General features: G+C 61.5%; 12 protein-coding genes and 2 pseudogenes. 7 read left to right on the top strand and 7 right to left on the bottom strand.

Translation table 11 applies throughout. The features are described from left to right. The first annotated feature begins 100 nt into the window (after positions 1-100). The 7 genes from RE429_RS30355 to RE429_RS30325 all read left to right on the top strand — a co-directional run bounded on the left by RE429_RS30355 (position 101) and on the right by RE429_RS30325 (position 10,417). The gene (locus RE429_RS30355; protein ID WP_414476013.1) at positions 101-1,870 is read left to right on the top strand and encodes a PAS domain-containing protein; all 1,770 of its coding nucleotides are present in this window, start codon (positions 101-103) and stop codon (positions 1,868-1,870) included. Between the two features lie 197 nt (positions 1,871-2,067). Continuing rightward, positions 2,068-3,774, top strand: a complete 1,707-nt coding sequence (locus RE429_RS30350; RefSeq protein ID WP_414476011.1) for a methyl-accepting chemotaxis protein — start codon at positions 2,068-2,070, stop codon at positions 3,772-3,774. A 92-nt stretch (positions 3,775-3,866) separates the two neighbouring features. Next, entirely contained in the window at positions 3,867-5,939 is a 2,073-nt protein-coding gene (locus RE429_RS30345) for a methyl-accepting chemotaxis protein (protein WP_414476010.1), read from the top strand. 69 nt (positions 5,940-6,008) lie between these two features. Then, positions 6,009-8,774, top strand: coding sequence for a chemotaxis protein CheW (locus RE429_RS30340; protein ID WP_414476009.1), 2,766 nt, complete (start codon positions 6,009-6,011; stop codon positions 8,772-8,774). A gap of 2 nt (positions 8,775-8,776) precedes the next feature. Continuing rightward, positions 8,777-9,265 carry a chemotaxis protein CheW gene (locus RE429_RS30335; protein ID WP_414476008.1) on the top strand — a complete coding sequence of 163 codons (489 nt, stop codon included), beginning with the start codon at positions 8,777-8,779 and terminating at the stop codon, positions 9,263-9,265. A 51-nt stretch (positions 9,266-9,316) separates the two neighbouring features. Beyond that, positions 9,317-9,700 (top strand): response regulator, encoded by a 384-nt coding sequence (locus RE429_RS30330; protein ID WP_414476007.1) that lies wholly within the window; start codon positions 9,317-9,319, stop codon positions 9,698-9,700. Positions 9,701-9,706: 6 nt separating this feature from the next. Then, positions 9,707-10,417: a protein phosphatase CheZ gene (locus tag RE429_RS30325; RefSeq protein ID WP_414476006.1), complete on the top strand. Its 711-nt coding sequence runs from the start codon at positions 9,707-9,709 to the stop codon at positions 10,415-10,417. Between the two features lie 189 nt (positions 10,418-10,606). Here RE429_RS30325 and RE429_RS30320 read toward each other — a convergent pair. From RE429_RS30320 to metG, 7 genes and pseudogenes are all read right to left on the bottom strand, one after another. Further along, positions 10,607-11,134 (bottom strand): annotated as a pseudogene (locus RE429_RS30320) (IS110 family transposase); the annotation flags it as partial. Position 11,135: 1 nt separating this feature from the next. After that, the gene (locus tag RE429_RS30315) at positions 11,136-11,837 is read right to left on the bottom strand and encodes an IS6 family transposase (protein ID WP_414476005.1); all 702 of its coding nucleotides are present in this window, start codon (positions 11,835-11,837) and stop codon (positions 11,136-11,138) included. A gap of 492 nt (positions 11,838-12,329) precedes the next feature. Continuing rightward, positions 12,330-12,965, bottom strand: coding sequence for a DUF4142 domain-containing protein (locus RE429_RS30310; protein ID WP_414476004.1), 636 nt, complete (start codon positions 12,963-12,965; stop codon positions 12,330-12,332). 69 nt (positions 12,966-13,034) lie between these two features. Beyond that, on the bottom strand, positions 13,035-14,435 hold the full coding sequence (locus RE429_RS30305; RefSeq protein WP_414476003.1) for a cytochrome B6: 1,401 nt from the start codon (positions 14,433-14,435) through the stop codon (positions 13,035-13,037). 257 nt (positions 14,436-14,692) lie between these two features. Further along, positions 14,693-15,403, bottom strand: a complete 711-nt coding sequence (locus RE429_RS30300) for an IS6 family transposase (RefSeq protein WP_414476002.1) — start codon at positions 15,401-15,403, stop codon at positions 14,693-14,695. Between the two features lie 188 nt (positions 15,404-15,591). Then, entirely contained in the window at positions 15,592-16,080 is a 489-nt protein-coding gene (locus tag RE429_RS30295; RefSeq protein ID WP_414476001.1) for an Hsp20 family protein, read from the bottom strand. Between the two features lie 206 nt (positions 16,081-16,286). Further along, positions 16,287-17,983: pseudogene (metG, locus tag RE429_RS30290) on the bottom strand (methionine--tRNA ligase). Positions 17,984-18,013: the final 30 nt, after the last annotated feature.

Here is an 18,013-nt window from a genome sequence, read left to right as displayed (position 1 = left end):
GCCTACACTGTGGGCGGCAAGTCCTATCGTCGCACCCCATTGCTCCCATTCAACTATGAATGTAATCACAGCCGGAATCGCTGGTTGGATTCTTGGAATTGTGAAGCATAGCCGTATTGGCCACTGGGAGTGGGATTTCAAATCGGGCTTGATGACTTGGTCTGATGGTATTTTCCGACTGCTTGGACTGGAGCCGCATAGCATCAAACCTAATCTCCAGCTCTTTATGGGCTTGGTTCATCCCGCGGATCGTCCGCACGTCGGCCTTGTCTATTCTCCCGACCGAAATTCAGAACAATACCTGGACCAGGAGTTTCGGATCCTGCGTGCCGATGGCGAGACCCGTTGGTTATATTGCCAAGCAGAAATCTTTGCCGCTCCCGACGGACGGCCATCGTGGGCTGCCGGAGTGACAATCGATGTCACCGAAAAGTACGTAGCGCTGAGTCAACTCAGATATCGGGAGGAAAAATATAGCGCGCTCGTCCGTGCCACTTCCGTTGCGGAGTGGAGTGCTGCGCCTGATGGTACGATCAGAGAGGCCTCGTTCTGGTCGTCATATACGGGTCAAACCGTGGATGAGATTCAGGGCTTTGGTTGGCTCAATGCCATCCATGCGGACGATATTGCAACTGTCAAAGCTGTTTGGGAGGAAACGCTTCGGGCCGGAACCGCCGCAGAGCTCAGTTTCCGCATCAGGCGTACCAACGGCGAGTACCGTTGGGTTCATGCCGCTGGCGTGCCATTGAGAAATGAGGATGGATCGATCAAGGAGTGGGTCGGTAAAATCTCAGATATCGACGACCAACGTAAGCACGAGCGCGCTCTGCGCCTAAGCGAAGCTCGGCTGCGGACCGCTCTTGAAGCGGGGCATGTTTCCATTTGGGAGTGGGATCCACAATCAGATCTCCTGACCAGGATGGGCCGCTTGACCGATTACAGGCTTGAGGTCCTTCCATTTAAAGATGTGCTCGACCAAGTTCATCCTCACGACCGAGCGCAACTCGTTTCGACGTGGAAATTGGCTGCGGAAAACAAGGCGCCACTCGAACATGAGTTTCGGCTCAAGAGAAAATCCGGCCAGGCGTCTTGGATTGGCATCCGTGGAGCATTTGTGCCCAATCCGTTCACCGGTACCGTAAGCCTGACCGGGGTCTCCTTTGAAATCGGACGGCACAAGAAAGTTGAAGCTGAAGCTCGCTTACTTCGAGGGCAATTAGAGCAGCTGCTCCGGCGTCAGACGGCACTGTATGAACTAATCTCAGGCAAGGTCTGGTTCGCTAACGCTCTTGGACAGGTCACCGGACTTGGTGGTCGCAATCCGAGCTCAAGGGTCGGACGATCCGCTGTGGAAGCAGCAGAGCTGAATTGGCTGAATGCGGTTCATCCTGAAGACCAGGAACGCACGCGCATGGCATGGCAGCGCGCGGTTGAGTCATCGACGGAGTTCAGCAGCGACCACCGTATTCGTGATAGAAATTCGACCTACAAGTTTTTTCGGGCACGCGCCGCTCCAGTCCGTGATGAAGATGGCCTCGTACGAGAGTGGGTTGGAGTTTCGAGCGAGATTGGATCGACCTCGGGCATCTGCAATGGGGGATATCATCCAAATGGAGGCCACCCACATAATGGTTATCCTACCGGAGCGCAGGTGAGGGCTGCTCGAGGGCTCTTGAATTTGTCGGTCCGTGAACTGGCAGAGATGTCCGGCGTTTCAGTGTCCTCAATCAAGCGGATCGAGGAGAACACTGGCCGCTCCAATGTAGCAGAATCGACTCTCGCGAAGCTGTCTAAGACCTTGGTTGCCGCAGGGGTTGAGTTCGACCCTGCCGGCTGGCTTCGGTTAGCCAATAAGTCTGATCTGCACTAGCCTTGAGCCAAAACAGCTCACAATCTCAGAGAGCGTCGTCCTTGTGCTTGTGATTGAGCTAATTCCGCTCAGCATCTGAAGGCGCTTTCCTAAGGTTACAATCTGTTAATATTAAAGGCTGATTGCTGGCGTGCCTGAATACTTCACGTCGTCGGACATGAGCTTCCCGCGGCGTTGCGGGCTGGCCACAGAAAACCATGCGTACTCCCAACAATCCTAATCTCATCACTTCCCTGTCCATCCGCTCCAAGCTGATTGGAGCATTCTCCTTCCTCACTATTGTAACCCTTGTCCTTGGCCTCGTCTCACTCAATGGAACTCAAGGCATGGGCGCCAGCATGAGCGAGATCAAGGATCGTTGGCTCCCGAGCGTACGGTGGGCGGGAGCTTTGAACACTGCAGCCAGCGACTACCGTGCTGCTGTTCTGCGCCACCTTACCACCACGGACGAGAGGGTCGTCCCGCAGATCGAAGCTGACCTTGAAAAACTCACTGTAACGATCAGTGAGATCCGGCAAACCTACGAGAAGTTAACCGCCTCGAAAGAGGAGCAGAGCCTCTACGAGGAGTTCTCGCGGAAGTGGGCGAGCTTTATCCCGGAAGCTCAGGTTGTGCTCAATCATTCGCGTAAGAACGAGACTGAGAAGGCGATTGAATACTGGAATCAGAAAGCTCGCCCCTTAGCGTTCGCCGCAGCCGATACACTGGCTAAGATCGTAGACATGAACGTGAATGGCTCCGAGGCGGCCGGCGATCGGGCCGAGGAGACGGAGAGCTTTACCCGTATGCTTGTGCTCGGAGGCATCATTGTTGCGGCCTTTGCATCTATTGGGATCGCCCTCCTGATTATCCGTTCGATCTCCTCCGGTATCAGCTTCCTCACCACCCCTATGGGCAGGCTCGCGGAAGGGGACCTCTCTGTGGTCATTCCGATGCGCGGCGAGAAGACCGAGCTTGGAACCATTGCCGATGCCGTTCAGGTGTTCAAAGAGGCCATGATCGCCAAGAAGGCTGCCGACGAAGCTGCCACCACGGAGGCTGAGGCAAAAATGCGCCGGGCTCAGGTTCTCGACCAACTCACCAAGCGGTTCGAGGCCAATGTCTCGGCTCTCACCCAAGGCCTGGCTTCTGCCGCGACCGAAATGGAAGCGACCGCACAGTCCATGGCGCAGGTGGCCGACCAGACCAACAACCAGACCGTCACCGTGGCTTCTGCCGCGGAGCAGACCTCGGCCAACGTGCAGACCGTGGCGGCCGCGACTGAGGAGCTCTCGATCTCGATCCGCGAGATCGCCGGCCAGGTGGCCGAATCCTCCCGGATTGCCAGCCAGGCGGTCGAGGAAGCCCGGCGCACCGACACCACCGTGCAGACGCTCGCCTCCACGGCCGAGAAGATCGGCACCGTGATCCAGCTGATCAACAATATCGCCGGTCAAACCAATCTCCTGGCGCTCAATGCTACCATTGAGGCGGCGCGTGCCGGTGAAGCCGGCAAGGGCTTCGCGGTCGTGGCATCAGAGGTGAAGGAGCTGGCGAGCCAGACCGCCAAGGCTACCGACGAGATCTCGGCCCAGATCGCCGCGATCCAGCAGGCCACGCACGAATCCGTCGGTGCGATTCAGAGCATCGCCAAGACGATCTCGGAGATGTCGAACATTTCGACCGTGATTGCGGCGGCCATGGAAGAGCAGGGCGCGGCCACCTCCGAGATTGCCCGCAACGTGCAGGAGGCGGCCCGCGGCACCGAGATGGTCACCGGCAACATTGCCGATGTGCGTCAGGGGGCCGGTGAGACTGGGGCTGCGGCCTCACAGGTTCTTGGCGCCGCCCAGGAGCTGGCGCGTCATTCGGACAGCCTCGGCCAGGAGGTCGATGCCTTCCTGTCCGGCGTCAAGGCCGCCTGATGATGAATTCCGGGCGTTGGCGATCCTGACGTCCAATTCCTCGTCTGACACTTAATCAAGAATTTGCCCTACCGGGCTTTGGAGATTTTAAAATGACACTCACATTGCGTTCAATTCGAAGCCGCGTCCTACTTCAGGCAGGCGTGGGATTTGTGGCAGCCTGCGCGACGCTGACATTCGTCGGTTCTCAGGTCATGATGAACTCGAGCCGGACGGATGCGACCGAAGCCGCCCGTACCCTCCTGCGTCAATACAAGGGCGAGATTCAGGCCCAGTTTGGGCGCGCGGTTTCGGCAGCGACCGTTTCGGCAGCGGCCATTGGGGCCCTAGCTTCCGGCGGCGACCCTGATCGCGATCAGATCGGAGAGGTCGTGGCCAAAGCCGTTGCGGCGCAGCCGAACCTCCTCGGCATGACGCTGGTCTTCGAGCCGAACGCCGTCGACGGCAGGGACGACGAGTTCAAGACCCACAAATACTCCGATGCGACCGGACGTTTTGCTCCGTATTTCTTCTGGAAGTCGGAACACGAGGTCGCCCTTGAAATCACCTCGATGGCCGACCTGGCCGCGATTGCGGAGTGGTACACCAAGACTCTCCGTGAAGACCGCACGGTAATCACCCCCGCCGTCGTGGTTCCGGTGAATGGAAAGGATGTGCGGATGTCCTCGGTGGCCGCAGTCGTGCGCCGCCACAATAAGCCGATCGGGGTCATTACGGCCGATATGGCCTTGACGGAAATCTCCGAGGTCATCGGGAAGCTGAGGCCCTTCGGTGCCGGAACCGTTGGCCTGATCGGATCCGGAAATCGGTGGCTCGCCAACTCCGACGCCAACCTCGTCAGCAAGCCGGTTGACGACAAGATCACCACCGATCTGCTCTCGCGAGAGGGAGCGGACGGTATCGCGGACACGGTCGTGAAGGATGCGTCGGGAGCAGATGTCTACCGGGCCGTGATCAAGGTCACGTTTCCCGGTGTGACCGACCATTGGGTTCTGTCGGTCTCCGTTCCGAGTAACGCCATGGTTGCAGGGGCGCTGGACGCGCGGACGCTCATGCTGGTGATGGGGGCGGGCTTTCTCCTCCTGGCGCTCATCGGAGCGTGGTTCGCTGCCCGCTCGCTCTCGCTTCCGATTGTCCGCATGACCGGAACGATGAAGACCCTTGCTCAGGGGGATACGAGCGTCGCAGTCACCGACATCAAGCGCAAGGACGAGATCGGCGCGATGGCCGGTGCGGTCCAGATCTTCAAGGACGCGCTCATCGCCAAGAAGGCGGCCGACGAAGCTGCCACCACGGAGGCTGAGGCAAAAATGCGCCGGGCTCAGGTTCTCGACCAACTCACCAAACGGTTCGAATCCAATGTCTCGGCTCTCACCCAAGGCCTGGCTTCTGCCGCGACCGAAATGGAAGCGACCGCACAGTCCATGGCGCAGGTGGCCGACCGGACCAACGGCCAGACCGTCACCGTGGCCTCGGCTGCCGAGCAGACCTCGGCCAACGTGCAGACCGTGGCGGCTGCCACGGAAGAGTTGTCCATCTCGATCCGCGAGATTGCCGGCCAGGTGGCCGAATCCTCCCGGATTGCCAGCCAGGCGGTCGAGGAGGCCCGGCGCACCGACACCACCGTGCAGACGCTCGCCTCCACGGCCGAGAAGATCGGCACCGTGATCCAGCTGATCAACAATATCGCCGGTCAAACCAATCTCCTGGCGCTCAATGCTACCATTGAGGCGGCGCGTGCCGGTGAAGCCGGCAAGGGCTTCGCGGTCGTGGCATCAGAGGTGAAGGAGCTGGCGAGCCAGACCGCCAAGGCTACCGACGAGATCTCGGCCCAGATCGCCGCGATCCAGCAGGCCACGCACGAATCCGTCGGTGCGATTCAGAGCATCGCCAAGATAATCTCGGAGATGTCGAACATTTCGACCGTGATTGCGGCGGCCATGGAAGAGCAGGGCGCGGCCACCTCCGAGATTGCCCGCAACGTGCAGGAGGCGGCCCGCGGCACCGAGATGGTCACCGGCAACATTGCCGATGTGCGTCAGGGGGCCGGTGAGACTGGGGCTGCGGCCTCACAGGTTCTTGGCGCCGCCCAGGAGCTGGCGCGTCATTCGGACAGCCTCGGCCAGGAGGTCGATGCCTTCCTGTCCGGCGTCAAGGCCGCCTAAGCCATTCAACGGGGCGCCGTATCCCGGTGCCCCAACCGGTACCATGCGTAACAAAGGCTGCTCGTTATTATGGACGATCTCCTTCTTGAGTTTCTCACCGAGACCAGCGAACACCTCGAAACCGTCGACGTGGAGATGGTCCGCTTCGAGCAGGACCCGAACAACCAGGCGATCCTGAGCAACATCTTCCGTCTGGTCCACACCATCAAGGGAACCTGCGGATTCCTGGGGCTGCCCCGCCTGGAAGCCCTGGCGCACGCCGCCGAGACCCTGATGGGCCAGTTCCGGGATGGCCTGCCGGTGACGACCGAGGCTGTGTCGCTGATCCTCGCCACCCTCGACCGCATCAAGGAAATCCTGGGCGAACTGGAGCGGAATGGCACCGAGCCGGAGGGGTCAGACCGCGATCTGATCAACACTCTGGAGAAGATGGCATCGCAGGAGCCGGGTGCTCCTAATCCTACTCCCGTCGCCGCCAAGGCGCAGAGCGTCGGCACCCTGGCCTCTCAGGTCCTGGAGCGTGAACTCAAACCCGGCGAAGTGTCGCTTGATGACCTGGAGCGCGCTTTCCAGGAGGCCCCTGGTCCCGAAACTGTCTCGACGGTCGGCACGATGACCTATCAGGTCTTGGAACGGGCGCTGAAGCCCGGAGAAGTCTCTCTGGACGAACTCGAACGCGCCTTCCGGGACGCGCCCGGCCCGAAGAAGCTTGAACCCACTCCCGCACAGGCTGACCAGCAGCCTGTGGCCACCAAGACGTCCACCGATGTCGCCGAGACCAGTGAGGGCGAGAACGCCTCTGCCAAGGCACAGAGTATTCGCGTCAGCGTCGACACCCTCGAGCACCTGATGACTATGGTGTCCGAGCTGGTGCTGACCCGCAACCAATTGCTCGAAATCTCCCGACGGACGTCCGAGGACCACGGCTACAAGGTGCCGCTACAGCGGCTGTCACAAGTAACCGCCGAGTTGCAGGACGGGGTGATGAAGACCCGCATGCAGCCGATCGGCAATGCCTGGCAGAAGCTGCCGCGCGTGGTGCGCGATCTCTCCACCGAACTCGATAAGAAGATCGATCTGGTCATGCTGGGAGCCGAAACCGAGCTCGACCGGCAGGTGTTGGAGGTCATCAAGGACCCGCTCACCCATATGGTCCGCAACTCGGCGGATCATGGCATCGAGAGCCCGGCCGAGCGTAAGGCTGCTGGCAAGCCCGAGAAAGGCACCATCCGCCTCAACGCCTATCACGAGGGCGGCTCGATCACGATCGAGATCTCCGACGATGGCAAGGGCCTCAATCACGGGGCCATCCGCAAGAAGGCCGTCGAGCGTGGCATCGCCAGCGAGGCGGAAGTGGAGCGCATGAGCGACATCCAGGTCGCCAGGTTCATCTTCCATCCGGGCTTCTCCACCGCGGCCGCGGTGACGGCGGTGTCCGGCCGCGGCGTCGGCATGGATGTGGTCAAGACCAACATCGAATTGATCGGCGGGACCGTGGACATCCGCTCGGAGCAGGGCAGGGGCACCACCTTCACGATCAAGATCCCGCTGACCCTGGCGATTGTCGCGGCCCTGATCGTCGCCTCCACGGACCAGCGTTTCGCCATTCCCCAGGTGGCCGTGCAGGAACTGGTCCGGGTCGGCACCGGCTCCGAGAATGCGATTGAGCGCATCAACGGCACGCCCGTCCTGCGTCTGCGTGACCGCCTTCTGCCCATCGTGCCGCTCGCGAAAGTCATGGGACTGGCCGCGGACGAGGACGCCACCGAAGGCTTCATCGTCGTCACCCAGGTCGGGCGTCAGCGCTTCGGCATCATGGTCGATGGCGTGTTCCACACCGAGGAGATCGTCGTGAAGCCGATGTCCTCGAAGCTGCGCCACATCCAGCTGTTCTCCGGCAACACCATCCTGGGCGACGGAACGGTGGTGCTGATCGTCGATCCCAACGGGCTCGCCAAAATGGTCGGCTCGAGTGAGGACGGCGACCAGTTCGGTATTGATGTGGCCCAGGATTCAAGCGGTCGAAACGAAGACGGACCCACAACGATGCTCGTCTTCCGGGGGGGCGGTACAGCTCTGAAGGCACTGCCCTTGTCCCTGGTCACCCGTCTGGAAGTCATCGATGCCACGACCATCGAGTCGAACGGCGGGCGGCCCTTGCTGCAGTATCGCGGCAAGCTGATGCCGATCATCCCGTGCGATGAGGCTCTGTCGATCAAGCGCGAGGGCACCCAGGCGCTGATCGTGTTCTCTGACGGCGATCTCACCCTTGGCCTAGCCGTGGCGGAGATCGTCGACATTGTCGAGGATCACCTCAACATCGAGCTTATTGCCGACCGTCCCGACCTGATCGGCTCGGCCGTGATCCGGGGCCGTGCCACCGAAGTGGTCAATGTCGCCCACTACCTGCCGCTCGTGACGGAATCCTGGCTGCGTTCAACGGCGCCTTCGGGGGCGGCCCAATCCCTCCTGCTGATGGATGGCTCCGCGTTCTTCCGCGATATGCTCGTGCCTGTCCTGAAGACGTCCGGCTACAAGGTGCATACCGCAAGCACGATGACGGAAGCCCTGCAGGTCCTCTCCTCCGGGGTCGCGATCGACGTAATGGTCAGCGAAATCGATGAGGCTGGCGCTGCGTTCGATCTCATTGGCAAGCTCCGGGCCTCCTCCCGCTATGGGCACCTTCCGGTGATCGGCCTGACCGTGAAGCCGGATCCGCGGCAGATCGCCCTGGCCCGTCAGCATGATGTCGCGGAGCTCGTCACCAAGTTCGACCGCCGTGGCCTGCTCTCGGCCCTCTCCGAACTCACCAACGCTGTTGCAAAGGCTGCCTGATCATGAAACTCGCCACAGTCGCTGCCTCCGATGATTCACCGTCCCTTCTCGGGAGCATGGAGTACCCCACGGTCATGGTGGCCGGTCAGATGCTCGGCCTGCCGATTCACCGCGTCCATGATGTGTTCGTCGCCAGCGAGATCGCCTCGGTCCCGCTGGGCTCACCAGAGATCGCGGGGCTCCTCAACCTCCGCGGCCGAGTTGTGACAGCCATCTCGCTGCGCCGCCGTCTCGGACTGCCGGACGCCCTGGCCAGCGAGCGCCGCATGGCTGTTGGCCTCGAGCACAAGGGCGAAGCCTATGGTCTCTTGGTCGACGATGTCGGCGAGGTGCTCAAGCTTGATCCCGCGCTCATGCAGCCCAACCCGGTCCATCTCTCGCCCCGCTGGGCCAAGCTATCACAGGGTGTCTACCAGCTCGAGGGCCGGCTGCTGATCGTGCTGGATGTCGACGCAGCCCTGAACTTCGCCACAGAGGCGAAGGCCGCCTAGCGAAACCAGCTAATCGAATCTCGAATTCAATAAGGTTTAAGGTCAGATATCGTGGCGCTTGATCTTTCCATTCCCGTGCTTGTCGTCGATGATTACCAGACGATGATCCGGATCATCAAAAACCTCCTGAAGCAGATCGGCTTCACCGATGTCGACGAGGCAAAGGACGGGACCGAAGCCTTTGACAAGCTCAAGGAGAAGAAGTACGGCCTCGTGATCTCCGACTGGAACATGGCCCCGATGACCGGCTACGAGCTGCTGCAGAAGGTGCGGGCCGACGAGGCGTTGAACAGCCTGCCGTTCATCATGATCACGGCCGAGGCCAAGACGGAGAACGTGGTTGCTGCCAAGCAGGCCGGCGTCAACAACTACATCGTCAAGCCGTTCAACGCCGAGACGCTCAAGGCCAAGATTTCCGCTGTATTCGGCGAGTAATACCCTATGTCAGCCAATCTCAGTCCCTCGTTCCAGCCGTTAGCCGTCGCCGAGTTGGGCAAATCCCGTGAATCGATCGCCGCCCGGCGGCATGCCGAGGTCATGAGAGGCATTGTCTCTCTTCACGCAGCCCTTGAGCCGAACAGCGGGGCATCCAAAGCGCTTCTCGATCAGATCAAGAGCGACCTTCGTGAGGCCCTCAAGCTGAAGGAAGAGCTGGATGCAATCTCCGAGTCGATCCAGCGTACCAAGCAAGAAATCGCAACCCTCCGCTCCGTCAGTCCCGGAGTGGGTGAAGTGACCAGCGTCACCGACGAACTCGGAGCCGTGGTCAGCGGCACTGAAGCGGCGACCAATACCATTCTCACCGCTGCCGAAGAGATCTTCGAAATGTCCGGAGCTCTCGCTTCGCACGTGTCAGAGGGCGCAGCCGAGAAGGTCCAGGCAATCAATGACAGGGTGATCACGATCTTTGAGGCCTGCAACTTCCAGGACATCACCGGCCAGCGCATCAGCAAGGTGGTTCATTCGATGCGCTTCATCGAGGAGCGAGTGACCCAGATGGTGCAGATCTGGGGTGGCCTGGATAGCTTCCATGACGTGGGGGCGTTCGCGTTCCCAGAGAGACAGGGTGACAAGGCACTTTTGAATGGGCCCGCCATGGATGACGACCCGGAACGCCAGTCGCAGGACGATATCGACGCTCTTTTTAGCTAGCAGGCACCATCTCAATCTCAGCCACGCAACCGATGGGCTTTTGCCTCAGCGTTTGGCGATGGGATACTCGAACCTCTTGCGACAGATCAAGGTCCGAGGAGGATGCGCCTCATACGGCTCAGCTCCGCAGTGCTACAACTGCAGCCGCATCATCACTGTAACCGTTCAGTAACAACCTTGCCGTCTCGGTCGAGCAAGCTCCGGTACCGGCTCGGCAGGATCCTCCAAAACTTGCACGAGTTGAGCGACATGGATCGGCCCTTTGGCTACGACGATGCCGAACTCGGCTAAGTGACTACGCAAGGCATTGATCACCTGCGTCTGCTGGCGCAATAGGAGATCGCGGGCCCGGAACACGAGAGCTGCAGCCTGGGCTTCCTCACTCTTGGGCACCACAAAGCGCATGGTCGGGCGCTGGGCCGCCTCGCAGATCGCCTCGGCATCCGTCGCATCGTTCTTCTGGCGCTTCACAAAGGGCTTCACATAAGCGGGTGGGATCAGTCGCACACGATGACCCAGCTTGCCGATCTCGCGGGCCCAATGGTGAGCGCTGCCGCAGGCCTCCATCGCCACCGTACAGGACGGTTGGCCGGCAAAGAAGGTGAGCACCTGGTGACGCCGCAGCTTCTTGCGGAACAGGACCGCTCCCGATGCATCGGCGCCATGGGTGATGTCACGGTAACCTGAGGAGCCCGCGATAAGCCCTGCGTTGTTGATTTCAGGCGAGCACGCCCGCCACGGCTTTCCATGCCGCCATGGCTTGTAGGCGGTGGAGGTGGGTGGCGAGGGCAGACTGGTGCGAGCGGGGCGGAACGAACAGGTTTCTGGCAGCTGAAAAGACCGAGGTGAACCGCTGCAAACCTCCGACAGACCGAAAGCCCTGCATCATTCTCTCCCGCTTCCTCAGCGGGAGATGCGAATTCTCAGCCCTGTTGTTCAAGCCCTTGTGGGATCGGTGCTCGACCCTCGGCATGACTTGGCGCCTGGCCGCTCCGTATGAGGACAGCTTGTCGGTGATGATGCGCTTGGGCGCTATGCCCTGCTTCTTCATCAGCCGGGTCAGCAGGCGCTTGGCCGCCTTGGTGTCCCGACGCGTCTGGACAATTTCATCGAGGACATAGCCGTCCTGGTCGACGGCGCGCCACAGCCAGTGCTTCCTGCCCGCGATGCTGATGACTACTTCATCCAGGTGCCAAATGTCAGCCGGGCGTGGCGGCTTGCGCCGGAGGCGCCGAGCATACTCCGGACCGAACTTCTTGCCCCATCGCCGGATCGTCTCATAGGAGACGACGATGCCGCGCTCCAGCAACATTTCCTCCACGAGCCGCAGGCTCAGAGGAAACCGGAAGTACAACCAAACGGCATGGGCGATGATCTGGGGTGGAAAACGATGGCGCTTGTAGCTGATGGGCTTGGTCATGCCACAGCTCGTAGGGCAGAAGCCTCTGACCAAAAGTTACCGTGACATCACCAGCATGATGGTGCGGGCGTCCTCGGACGGCGTGACCGGGCTCGTGTGGGGAGCCACGTGGTCGCCGCGATTTCGCGGCGTGTCGGGGTGATGGATGTCGGTCATGTCGGAGTCCTTTGCAGGCGATGGAGTGCAGGAAGGATCTGGTCAGGGACGGGGCCGGGTTGCATCGCGGCAACGCGGCGGCGTGCGGCCAGCAAGGTTCGCGATGCCCACGGTGCCGTCCTTGTCCGTGGTGCTCTCCGTTAGCGCCATATGCGACGGTCCGGCCTGCGGGCCGGCTCGCCATGACCGCGTCAACCGCTTCAGGCCGTTAATGTTCAGAATTATTATTCTGGTGGTTGTTCGGCACCAGGCGCGCCGCCCGGATTAATGTGCCAATCCGGGGCTCGTACTGGTTCGCGCGATGGCTGCTTTGAACGCCTGTCACTTGGCCGCTGGCTATTGTCCCGGCTGAACAGAACGTGCTCCCGTATCCGTGGTGCTCGCAGACACCCCTTGCAACCCGGCTCCTGCCAACTGGGCCTTGAGATCCTGAGCCATCTGGAGATGATGGAGGATGATCGGCAGGGTCTCGGAGGCAAATTGCTTGAGCGCCATCTCCTCTCCCGACCCGATCTCCCACTCGAGAAGTTGTGCGGTTTTCTGATGGTCCTGCACCTGCCCGTCGACATACGCGAGGTCGAATGGATGGCCTGACAGCTTCTCCAGGTTCATCTGCACCGCCCGGTGCTCGTCGTCCAGCGAACCGGCTCGAGGAACACCGCTCTGTTTGGCGAGATCCGCCAGTTGGTCGTTGGCCTTCATGTGATCCTGGACCATGTGCCGGGCGAAGTCCTTGACGGCATCGTTCTGGCTCTTGCGCTCCGCCATGCGGCCGAACTCGACCTCTACCATGCCCCCGATGGATGCCTGATCGACGAACAGCCGATCCTGCTGGTTGGTCTGCCGAGGGGCAGGGGTGCCCGGGGCCGTCTGCGACGTACCCGGCAGCATGCCGGCCGGATTGCCGGTCTGAGCGCAGACTGAAGCTACGGGCAACAGGAGGAGCATTGAGACGGAAACGAGACGGCGCATCGGGGATTCTCCCAGGCTCGGCCAGGCAAGAGCGGGCCGCGGCCGGTCGGCAGTAATCGCCACCGACCCTCACAAGGTCATCAGATAGGCAACCAGGTTGTCCTTTTCCGCCTGGCTCAGCTTCACGCCGAGCACCAGGTTGAAGAACTCGACCGTATCGGCGAGCGTCGGCAAGCGCCCGTCGTGGAGATACGGCGGGGAATCCTTGATACCGCGCAGGGTCATCGTCTTGATCGGCCCATCGGGGAGCATCACCAGGCCGTTGACCGTCTGCCCGATTTGATAGAACCGCTCCAGCTTGAGATCGTGCATGTTGTTGTCCATGAACGACGTCTGGGCGACATGGCACTCGGCGCAACGCCCCTTGCCGAAGAAGACCTGCTCGCCCGCCAGTTCCTGCTCGGTCGCCTTGGCCGGATCGAGACGCCCGAACGGATCCAGCTTCGGGGCCGGTGGAAAATCGATGATGTTCTGCATCTGCGCCATCATCGGGACCTGATCGACACGGTCGGGTCGGTTGATCCCCTTGCGTTGGGCGCTGACATGGTCGCCGTTGAAGTAGGCCGTGCGCTGCTCGAACTGGGTGAAGTCCTCGATCGAGCGCAAGGATCGCTTCGATCCGTGGATCTGCTGGTTGAACACCCCGCGAAGGCTGACCGTGTCGAGGCGGAAGCGGGCCGCCTGCGGGCGGACATCGGGTGTTTGATGGAATGCGGCGTTGGTGTGGAAGTTGGAATGGCAGTCGAGACAGGTGACGCCGAGACTCTGCTCGGCGACCTTGCGGTCCTCGGTCTGGTTGAACTCCTCCTGCGGGAATGGGGTCAGCAGGAGACGGAGCCCCTCGATCTGCACCGGCGTCAGCACACCGACCATGAGTTCATAGTAGTTCCTGATCGTGAGCAATTGCCCCCGTGAGACGTCGCCCAGCTCAGGATGCGTCGTGAGGAAGATCGGCGGCGGGAACTCCGGCGTGAAGCGATCCGGAAGGTCGAAGTCGACGTCGAAACGTCGCAGATTGCGCCCCTCCTGCCGGCCGATCTCATCGATCTGGGCCTGCGGGAAGACCTGCCCGCCAGTCGGCTGCTTGACGTGCGGCAGCGGCATGAAGCCCGCCGGCAGGAGGCCTCTCTGCCGGATCTGGTCGGGGGCCATGCCGGCCAGGCTGTCCCACGTGACGCCGGCGGGAAGCTTAACCCGCACGCTGCCCTGGACGGGCTTCCGGCCGCCGGACATCATCATGCCCGGAACGGGCCGATCGGAGAGATCGTAGCGCTCGTTGAGCAGATCGCTCTGCCGCTGCGTGACCTGTGGCTTCTGCGCCTCGTCCGCCGTTTTCACGGCCGAGAAGGGCAGCGCCGGAAGTGGTCGGTAACTGGCATCGGGCGGTAGAGGATCGGAGAGCGCGGCAAGGGTGCATGTGACCACGAGAAGGCCTGTCGCGGCCAGAAACGTCTTCGGAAGATGGGCCATCGGCACCCCTCCAGCACATCGGAGCGAACCCTTGGAGACGGTTGCGGCTCGGAGTTGTCACGCCTTCCGAAGACTACGGCCTCAGCGGTTCTCCGTTCCATGCGGATTGGGCCCCGATCGGTGGCTCATTGGGGTTACCTGACTCCGGTGATCCCAATGAAGCGGCATTGAAATCTAATTTGCCTGCCGCAGCACGGTACTGTCAACTTGAGGCTGACGAAATAAGCTACCGGGAACTGCGGTCAGGCCATCCTACGTTAGCCTGCCAGGGCAGCACCCATCGCATCGCGCCATGTGGCAAAGGCGCGATCCCGGGCAGCGCGATACTCGCTGGCGGAGAGGCGATGGCGGCGGAGTTGGAAGTGATTGTGGATCGGAGTGTGAACAGAGAGAAACTGCTGGGCCTGCCGGGCTGACTTGAACCGCCGCATGTGACGTTCGCGCCGTCGGGTGGGTTGGTGCGAGACCTCACAACGGTTGTTCTGGTATCGGCTCTGCCGATGTTCAACGCCCGGCAGGATCTCGCGTTTGGCGGCACGATAGGATCCGAGTTTATCCGTCACAATCACCCTCGGCACATAGCACAACCCCTTCAGCAGCTTTCGAAAGAAGCGCTTGGCCGCCCTCGTGTTACGGCGGCTCTGGACCAGAACGTCAAGCACGTTCCCGTGCTGGTCGACCGCCCGCCACAGGTAGTGCAGTTTGCCTCGGATGCGGACAAACACCTCGTCCAGAAACCATTTGTCACCGGTCTTCGGCCGGCGTCGCTTAAGGGTCTTGGCATAGGCTCGTCCAAAGCGCAGGCTCCACTCGCGGATGGTCTCGTAGCTGACTACGATACCTCGTGCCGCGAGGATCAACTCGACCTCCCGCAGGCTCAGGCTGAAGCAGTGATAGAGCCAAACTGCCTGGTTGATGATTTCGGCCAGAAAACGGAAGCCGCGGTAGGGATTGGGTGTCGTGCTCATGCCCGCGATCCTGCCATACACCCCGCCCGTCACCAACTTGACAGTACCGGCTGGGTCTGTGACGGGGAAACGTGAGCTCGCTCGCGATGTCGTCTCTGAAGGTTTGTTGCATCGATCCCTCCTGAGTTCTGCCAACAGTCCAGCCTCGGGCAGGAGGCGCCCGAGGCTACTTCTTGCTGCCAGCTCGCTTACGCGGCCCTGGTCCCCTGTGGTTCGTGCTCGATCTGCTTCGCGTTATCCTGCGCCATCACAGGCTGATTGTTCGTGGCGATCTCGATCCGGCGTGGCTTCAAGGCCTCCGGCACCTCGCGCACCAGGTCGACCGTGAGCAGCCCGTTCTCCAGGCTCGCGCCCGTCACCTTGACGTGGTCAGCGAGGTTGAACGTCTGCTTGAAGGCGCGGGTGGCGATGCCGCGATGCAGATATTGCCTGTCCTCCTCGGAACCCTTGTGTCCCGTCACCCGGAGGGCGGAGCCGTGCTGGGTGAGTTCGATCTCATCCGGGGAGAAACCGGCCACCGCCATGGTGATCCGGTACTGGTCGTCGCCCACTTTCTCGATATTGTAAGGCGGCCAGTTGGTCATGGGCTCGACCCGGGCGGTCTGATCGAGCATGTCAAACAGGCGGTCGAATCCGACCGTCGAGCGGTACAGGGGGGAGAAGTCGAAAGTTCTCATAGCCACATCCTCTTAGAGCAACATGGATCCGAGAGCGCCGGACACCGCCGGCGCCCGTGTGCCAAGCTCGTCTGAGCCTTGGCGCTCATCAAGGTAGGAACGGGATTTTGCGTCGTCAAGCCCGTCTACCCGACCGACACAACGCCAAGCCTGGGGCCGGAAGCGGGCTTTTGATTGGACCGCGGGGCGCACGAAGTCCCGTGACATTATCTATCTTTATCGCTTCCTCCGGACCTGTTCCGCTGCTCTTCGGCCCAGTCCTGCGTGAGCTTCCGGAAGAGGGGCGGTGGCGCCTGGATCGTACGTCCTGTCCCGACGGAACGCAGAGAGGCGGCAACCGGCTCGGGCCAAGCGGGAACACCTGGTTGACGGCCCAAGGCTCTCAGAACCGTCTCGGCCGCGTTCGGAATGAATGGCCAAGCGACCGTGGCACAGATCCCGACGAGGTTGATGGCCGTCCTCACCGCGACCCGGCACCGCTCGGGGTCGGTGCGGAACGTCACCCACGGTGCCTGAGCCGCAAGATAGCCGTTTGCAAGCCGCCAGATCGCCCGGACCTCGTCCGCCGCCTTCCGCAGGGAGCAGCTTGCGTGGTAGTGCCTGAGGGCATTGAGATGCTGCTCCAACTCCCGCTCCAACCGGCTCTCCGGCTCGGACGGGACCCCGCCCTCGGGCACCGTCCCCTGGAAACGGGAGACGACGAAGGCAAGCGTCCGGTTGACCAGATTGCCGAAGTTATCAGCACGGTCGTTGTTCACGTCCTGCACGAAACGGGCGAAGGCAAAGTCCGTGTCGTTCCCTCGGGAGCATTGGCCGCCAGCCACCAGCGCCAGTAGTCCGCTGGCAGCAGATCGAGCGCCTGATCGAGGAAGACGCCCCTCTGCTCGCTCGTCGAGAACTTGCCACCTTCGAAGGTGAGCCAGTTCACGCCCTTGATGACATCGACGGTTTTCCACGGCTCGCCTGAACCGATCAGAGTGCATGGAAAGCTCACGGCATGGAACGGCACGTTGTCCTTGCCGAGGAATTGGAGATACTCGACATCCTCGGCCTGCCACCACCATTTCCGCCAGTCGCGCTGCCCCGGATCGCAGTCGGACCATTCCTGGGCCGTGGCAATGTAGGCGATGGGCGCGTCGAACCAGACATAGAACACCTTGCTCTCGTAGCCGGGCTTCGGAACCGGAACACCCCATGAGAGATCGCGGGTGATGCACCGGTCCTGGAGACCCTCGTCGAGCCATTTCCGGGCGATTGACGTCACGAGCGCTGGCCACCCCGACCTGGTCGCGATCCATTGCTCGAGATCCTCAACAAGGGCCGTCTGATTCAGGAAGAGATGGCGAGTGGGACGAACCTCGAGATCCGTACTGCCGGAAATGGCCGATCGGGGATTGATGAGATCGGTCGGGTCCAGGGTCTTCGTGCAGCTCTCGCACTGGTCTCCCCGCGCCCGCGTGGATCCGCAGTGCGGACAGGTGCCGACGACGTAGCGGTCCGGCAGGAAGCGGCCGTCCTCGTGCGAATAGAACTGGTGGAGAACCCGCTCCTCGATAAACCCATTCTCCTCAAGGCGTTGGAAGAGATGCTGGGTAAGAGCGTGGTTCTGAGGCGAGGACGAGCGCCCGAAATGATCGAACGACAGGTTCAGGCGGCGGTAAATGTCGGCCTGGATGAGATGCTGCCGATCACAGTATTCCCAGACCTCGAGACCGGCCTCGGCAGCCCCCAGTTCGGCCGGGGTGCCGTGCTCGTCGGTGGCGCAGATGAACAGGACATCGTCGCCGATCTGGCGGCGATAGCGGGCGTGAATGTCGGCGGGCAGCAGCGAGCCTGCCAGGTTGCCGAGATGCTTGATGCCGTTGATGTACGGCAATGCGGAGGTGATGAGTGCCTTCGCCATGGTACCCTCCTCGGGTATGTTCGCGGTGAA

This window comes from Microvirga sp. M2, assembly GCF_047497095.1.
In the GTDB taxonomy this organism is placed as follows: domain Bacteria; phylum Pseudomonadota; class Alphaproteobacteria; order Rhizobiales; family Beijerinckiaceae; genus Microvirga.
This window is presented reverse-complemented; position numbering and strand designations above follow the sequence as displayed.

Coding starts and splice junctions, on each gene's coding strand:
- RE429_RS30350 (WP_414476011.1), top strand. CDS start 2,068: ATGCGTACTCCCAACAATCCTAATCTCATCACTTCCCTGTCCATCCGC.
- RE429_RS30345 (WP_414476010.1), top strand. CDS start 3,867: ATGACACTCACATTGCGTTCAATTCGAAGCCGCGTCCTACTTCAGGCA.
- RE429_RS30340 (WP_414476009.1), top strand. CDS start 6,009: ATGGACGATCTCCTTCTTGAGTTTCTCACCGAGACCAGCGAACACCTC.
- RE429_RS30335 (WP_414476008.1), top strand. CDS start 8,777: ATGAAACTCGCCACAGTCGCTGCCTCCGATGATTCACCGTCCCTTCTC.
- RE429_RS30325 (WP_414476006.1), top strand. CDS start 9,707: ATGTCAGCCAATCTCAGTCCCTCGTTCCAGCCGTTAGCCGTCGCCGAG.
- RE429_RS30315 (WP_414476005.1), bottom strand. CDS start 11,837: ATGACCAAGCCCATCAGCTACAAGCGCCATCGTTTTCCACCCCAGATC.
- RE429_RS30310 (WP_414476004.1), bottom strand. CDS start 12,965: ATGCGCCGTCTCGTTTCCGTCTCAATGCTCCTCCTGTTGCCCGTAGCT.
- RE429_RS30305 (WP_414476003.1), bottom strand. CDS start 14,435: ATGGCCCATCTTCCGAAGACGTTTCTGGCCGCGACAGGCCTTCTCGTG.
- RE429_RS30300 (WP_414476002.1), bottom strand. CDS start 15,403: ATGAGCACGACACCCAATCCCTACCGCGGCTTCCGTTTTCTGGCCGAA.
- RE429_RS30295 (WP_414476001.1), bottom strand. CDS start 16,080: ATGAGAACTTTCGACTTCTCCCCCCTGTACCGCTCGACGGTCGGATTC.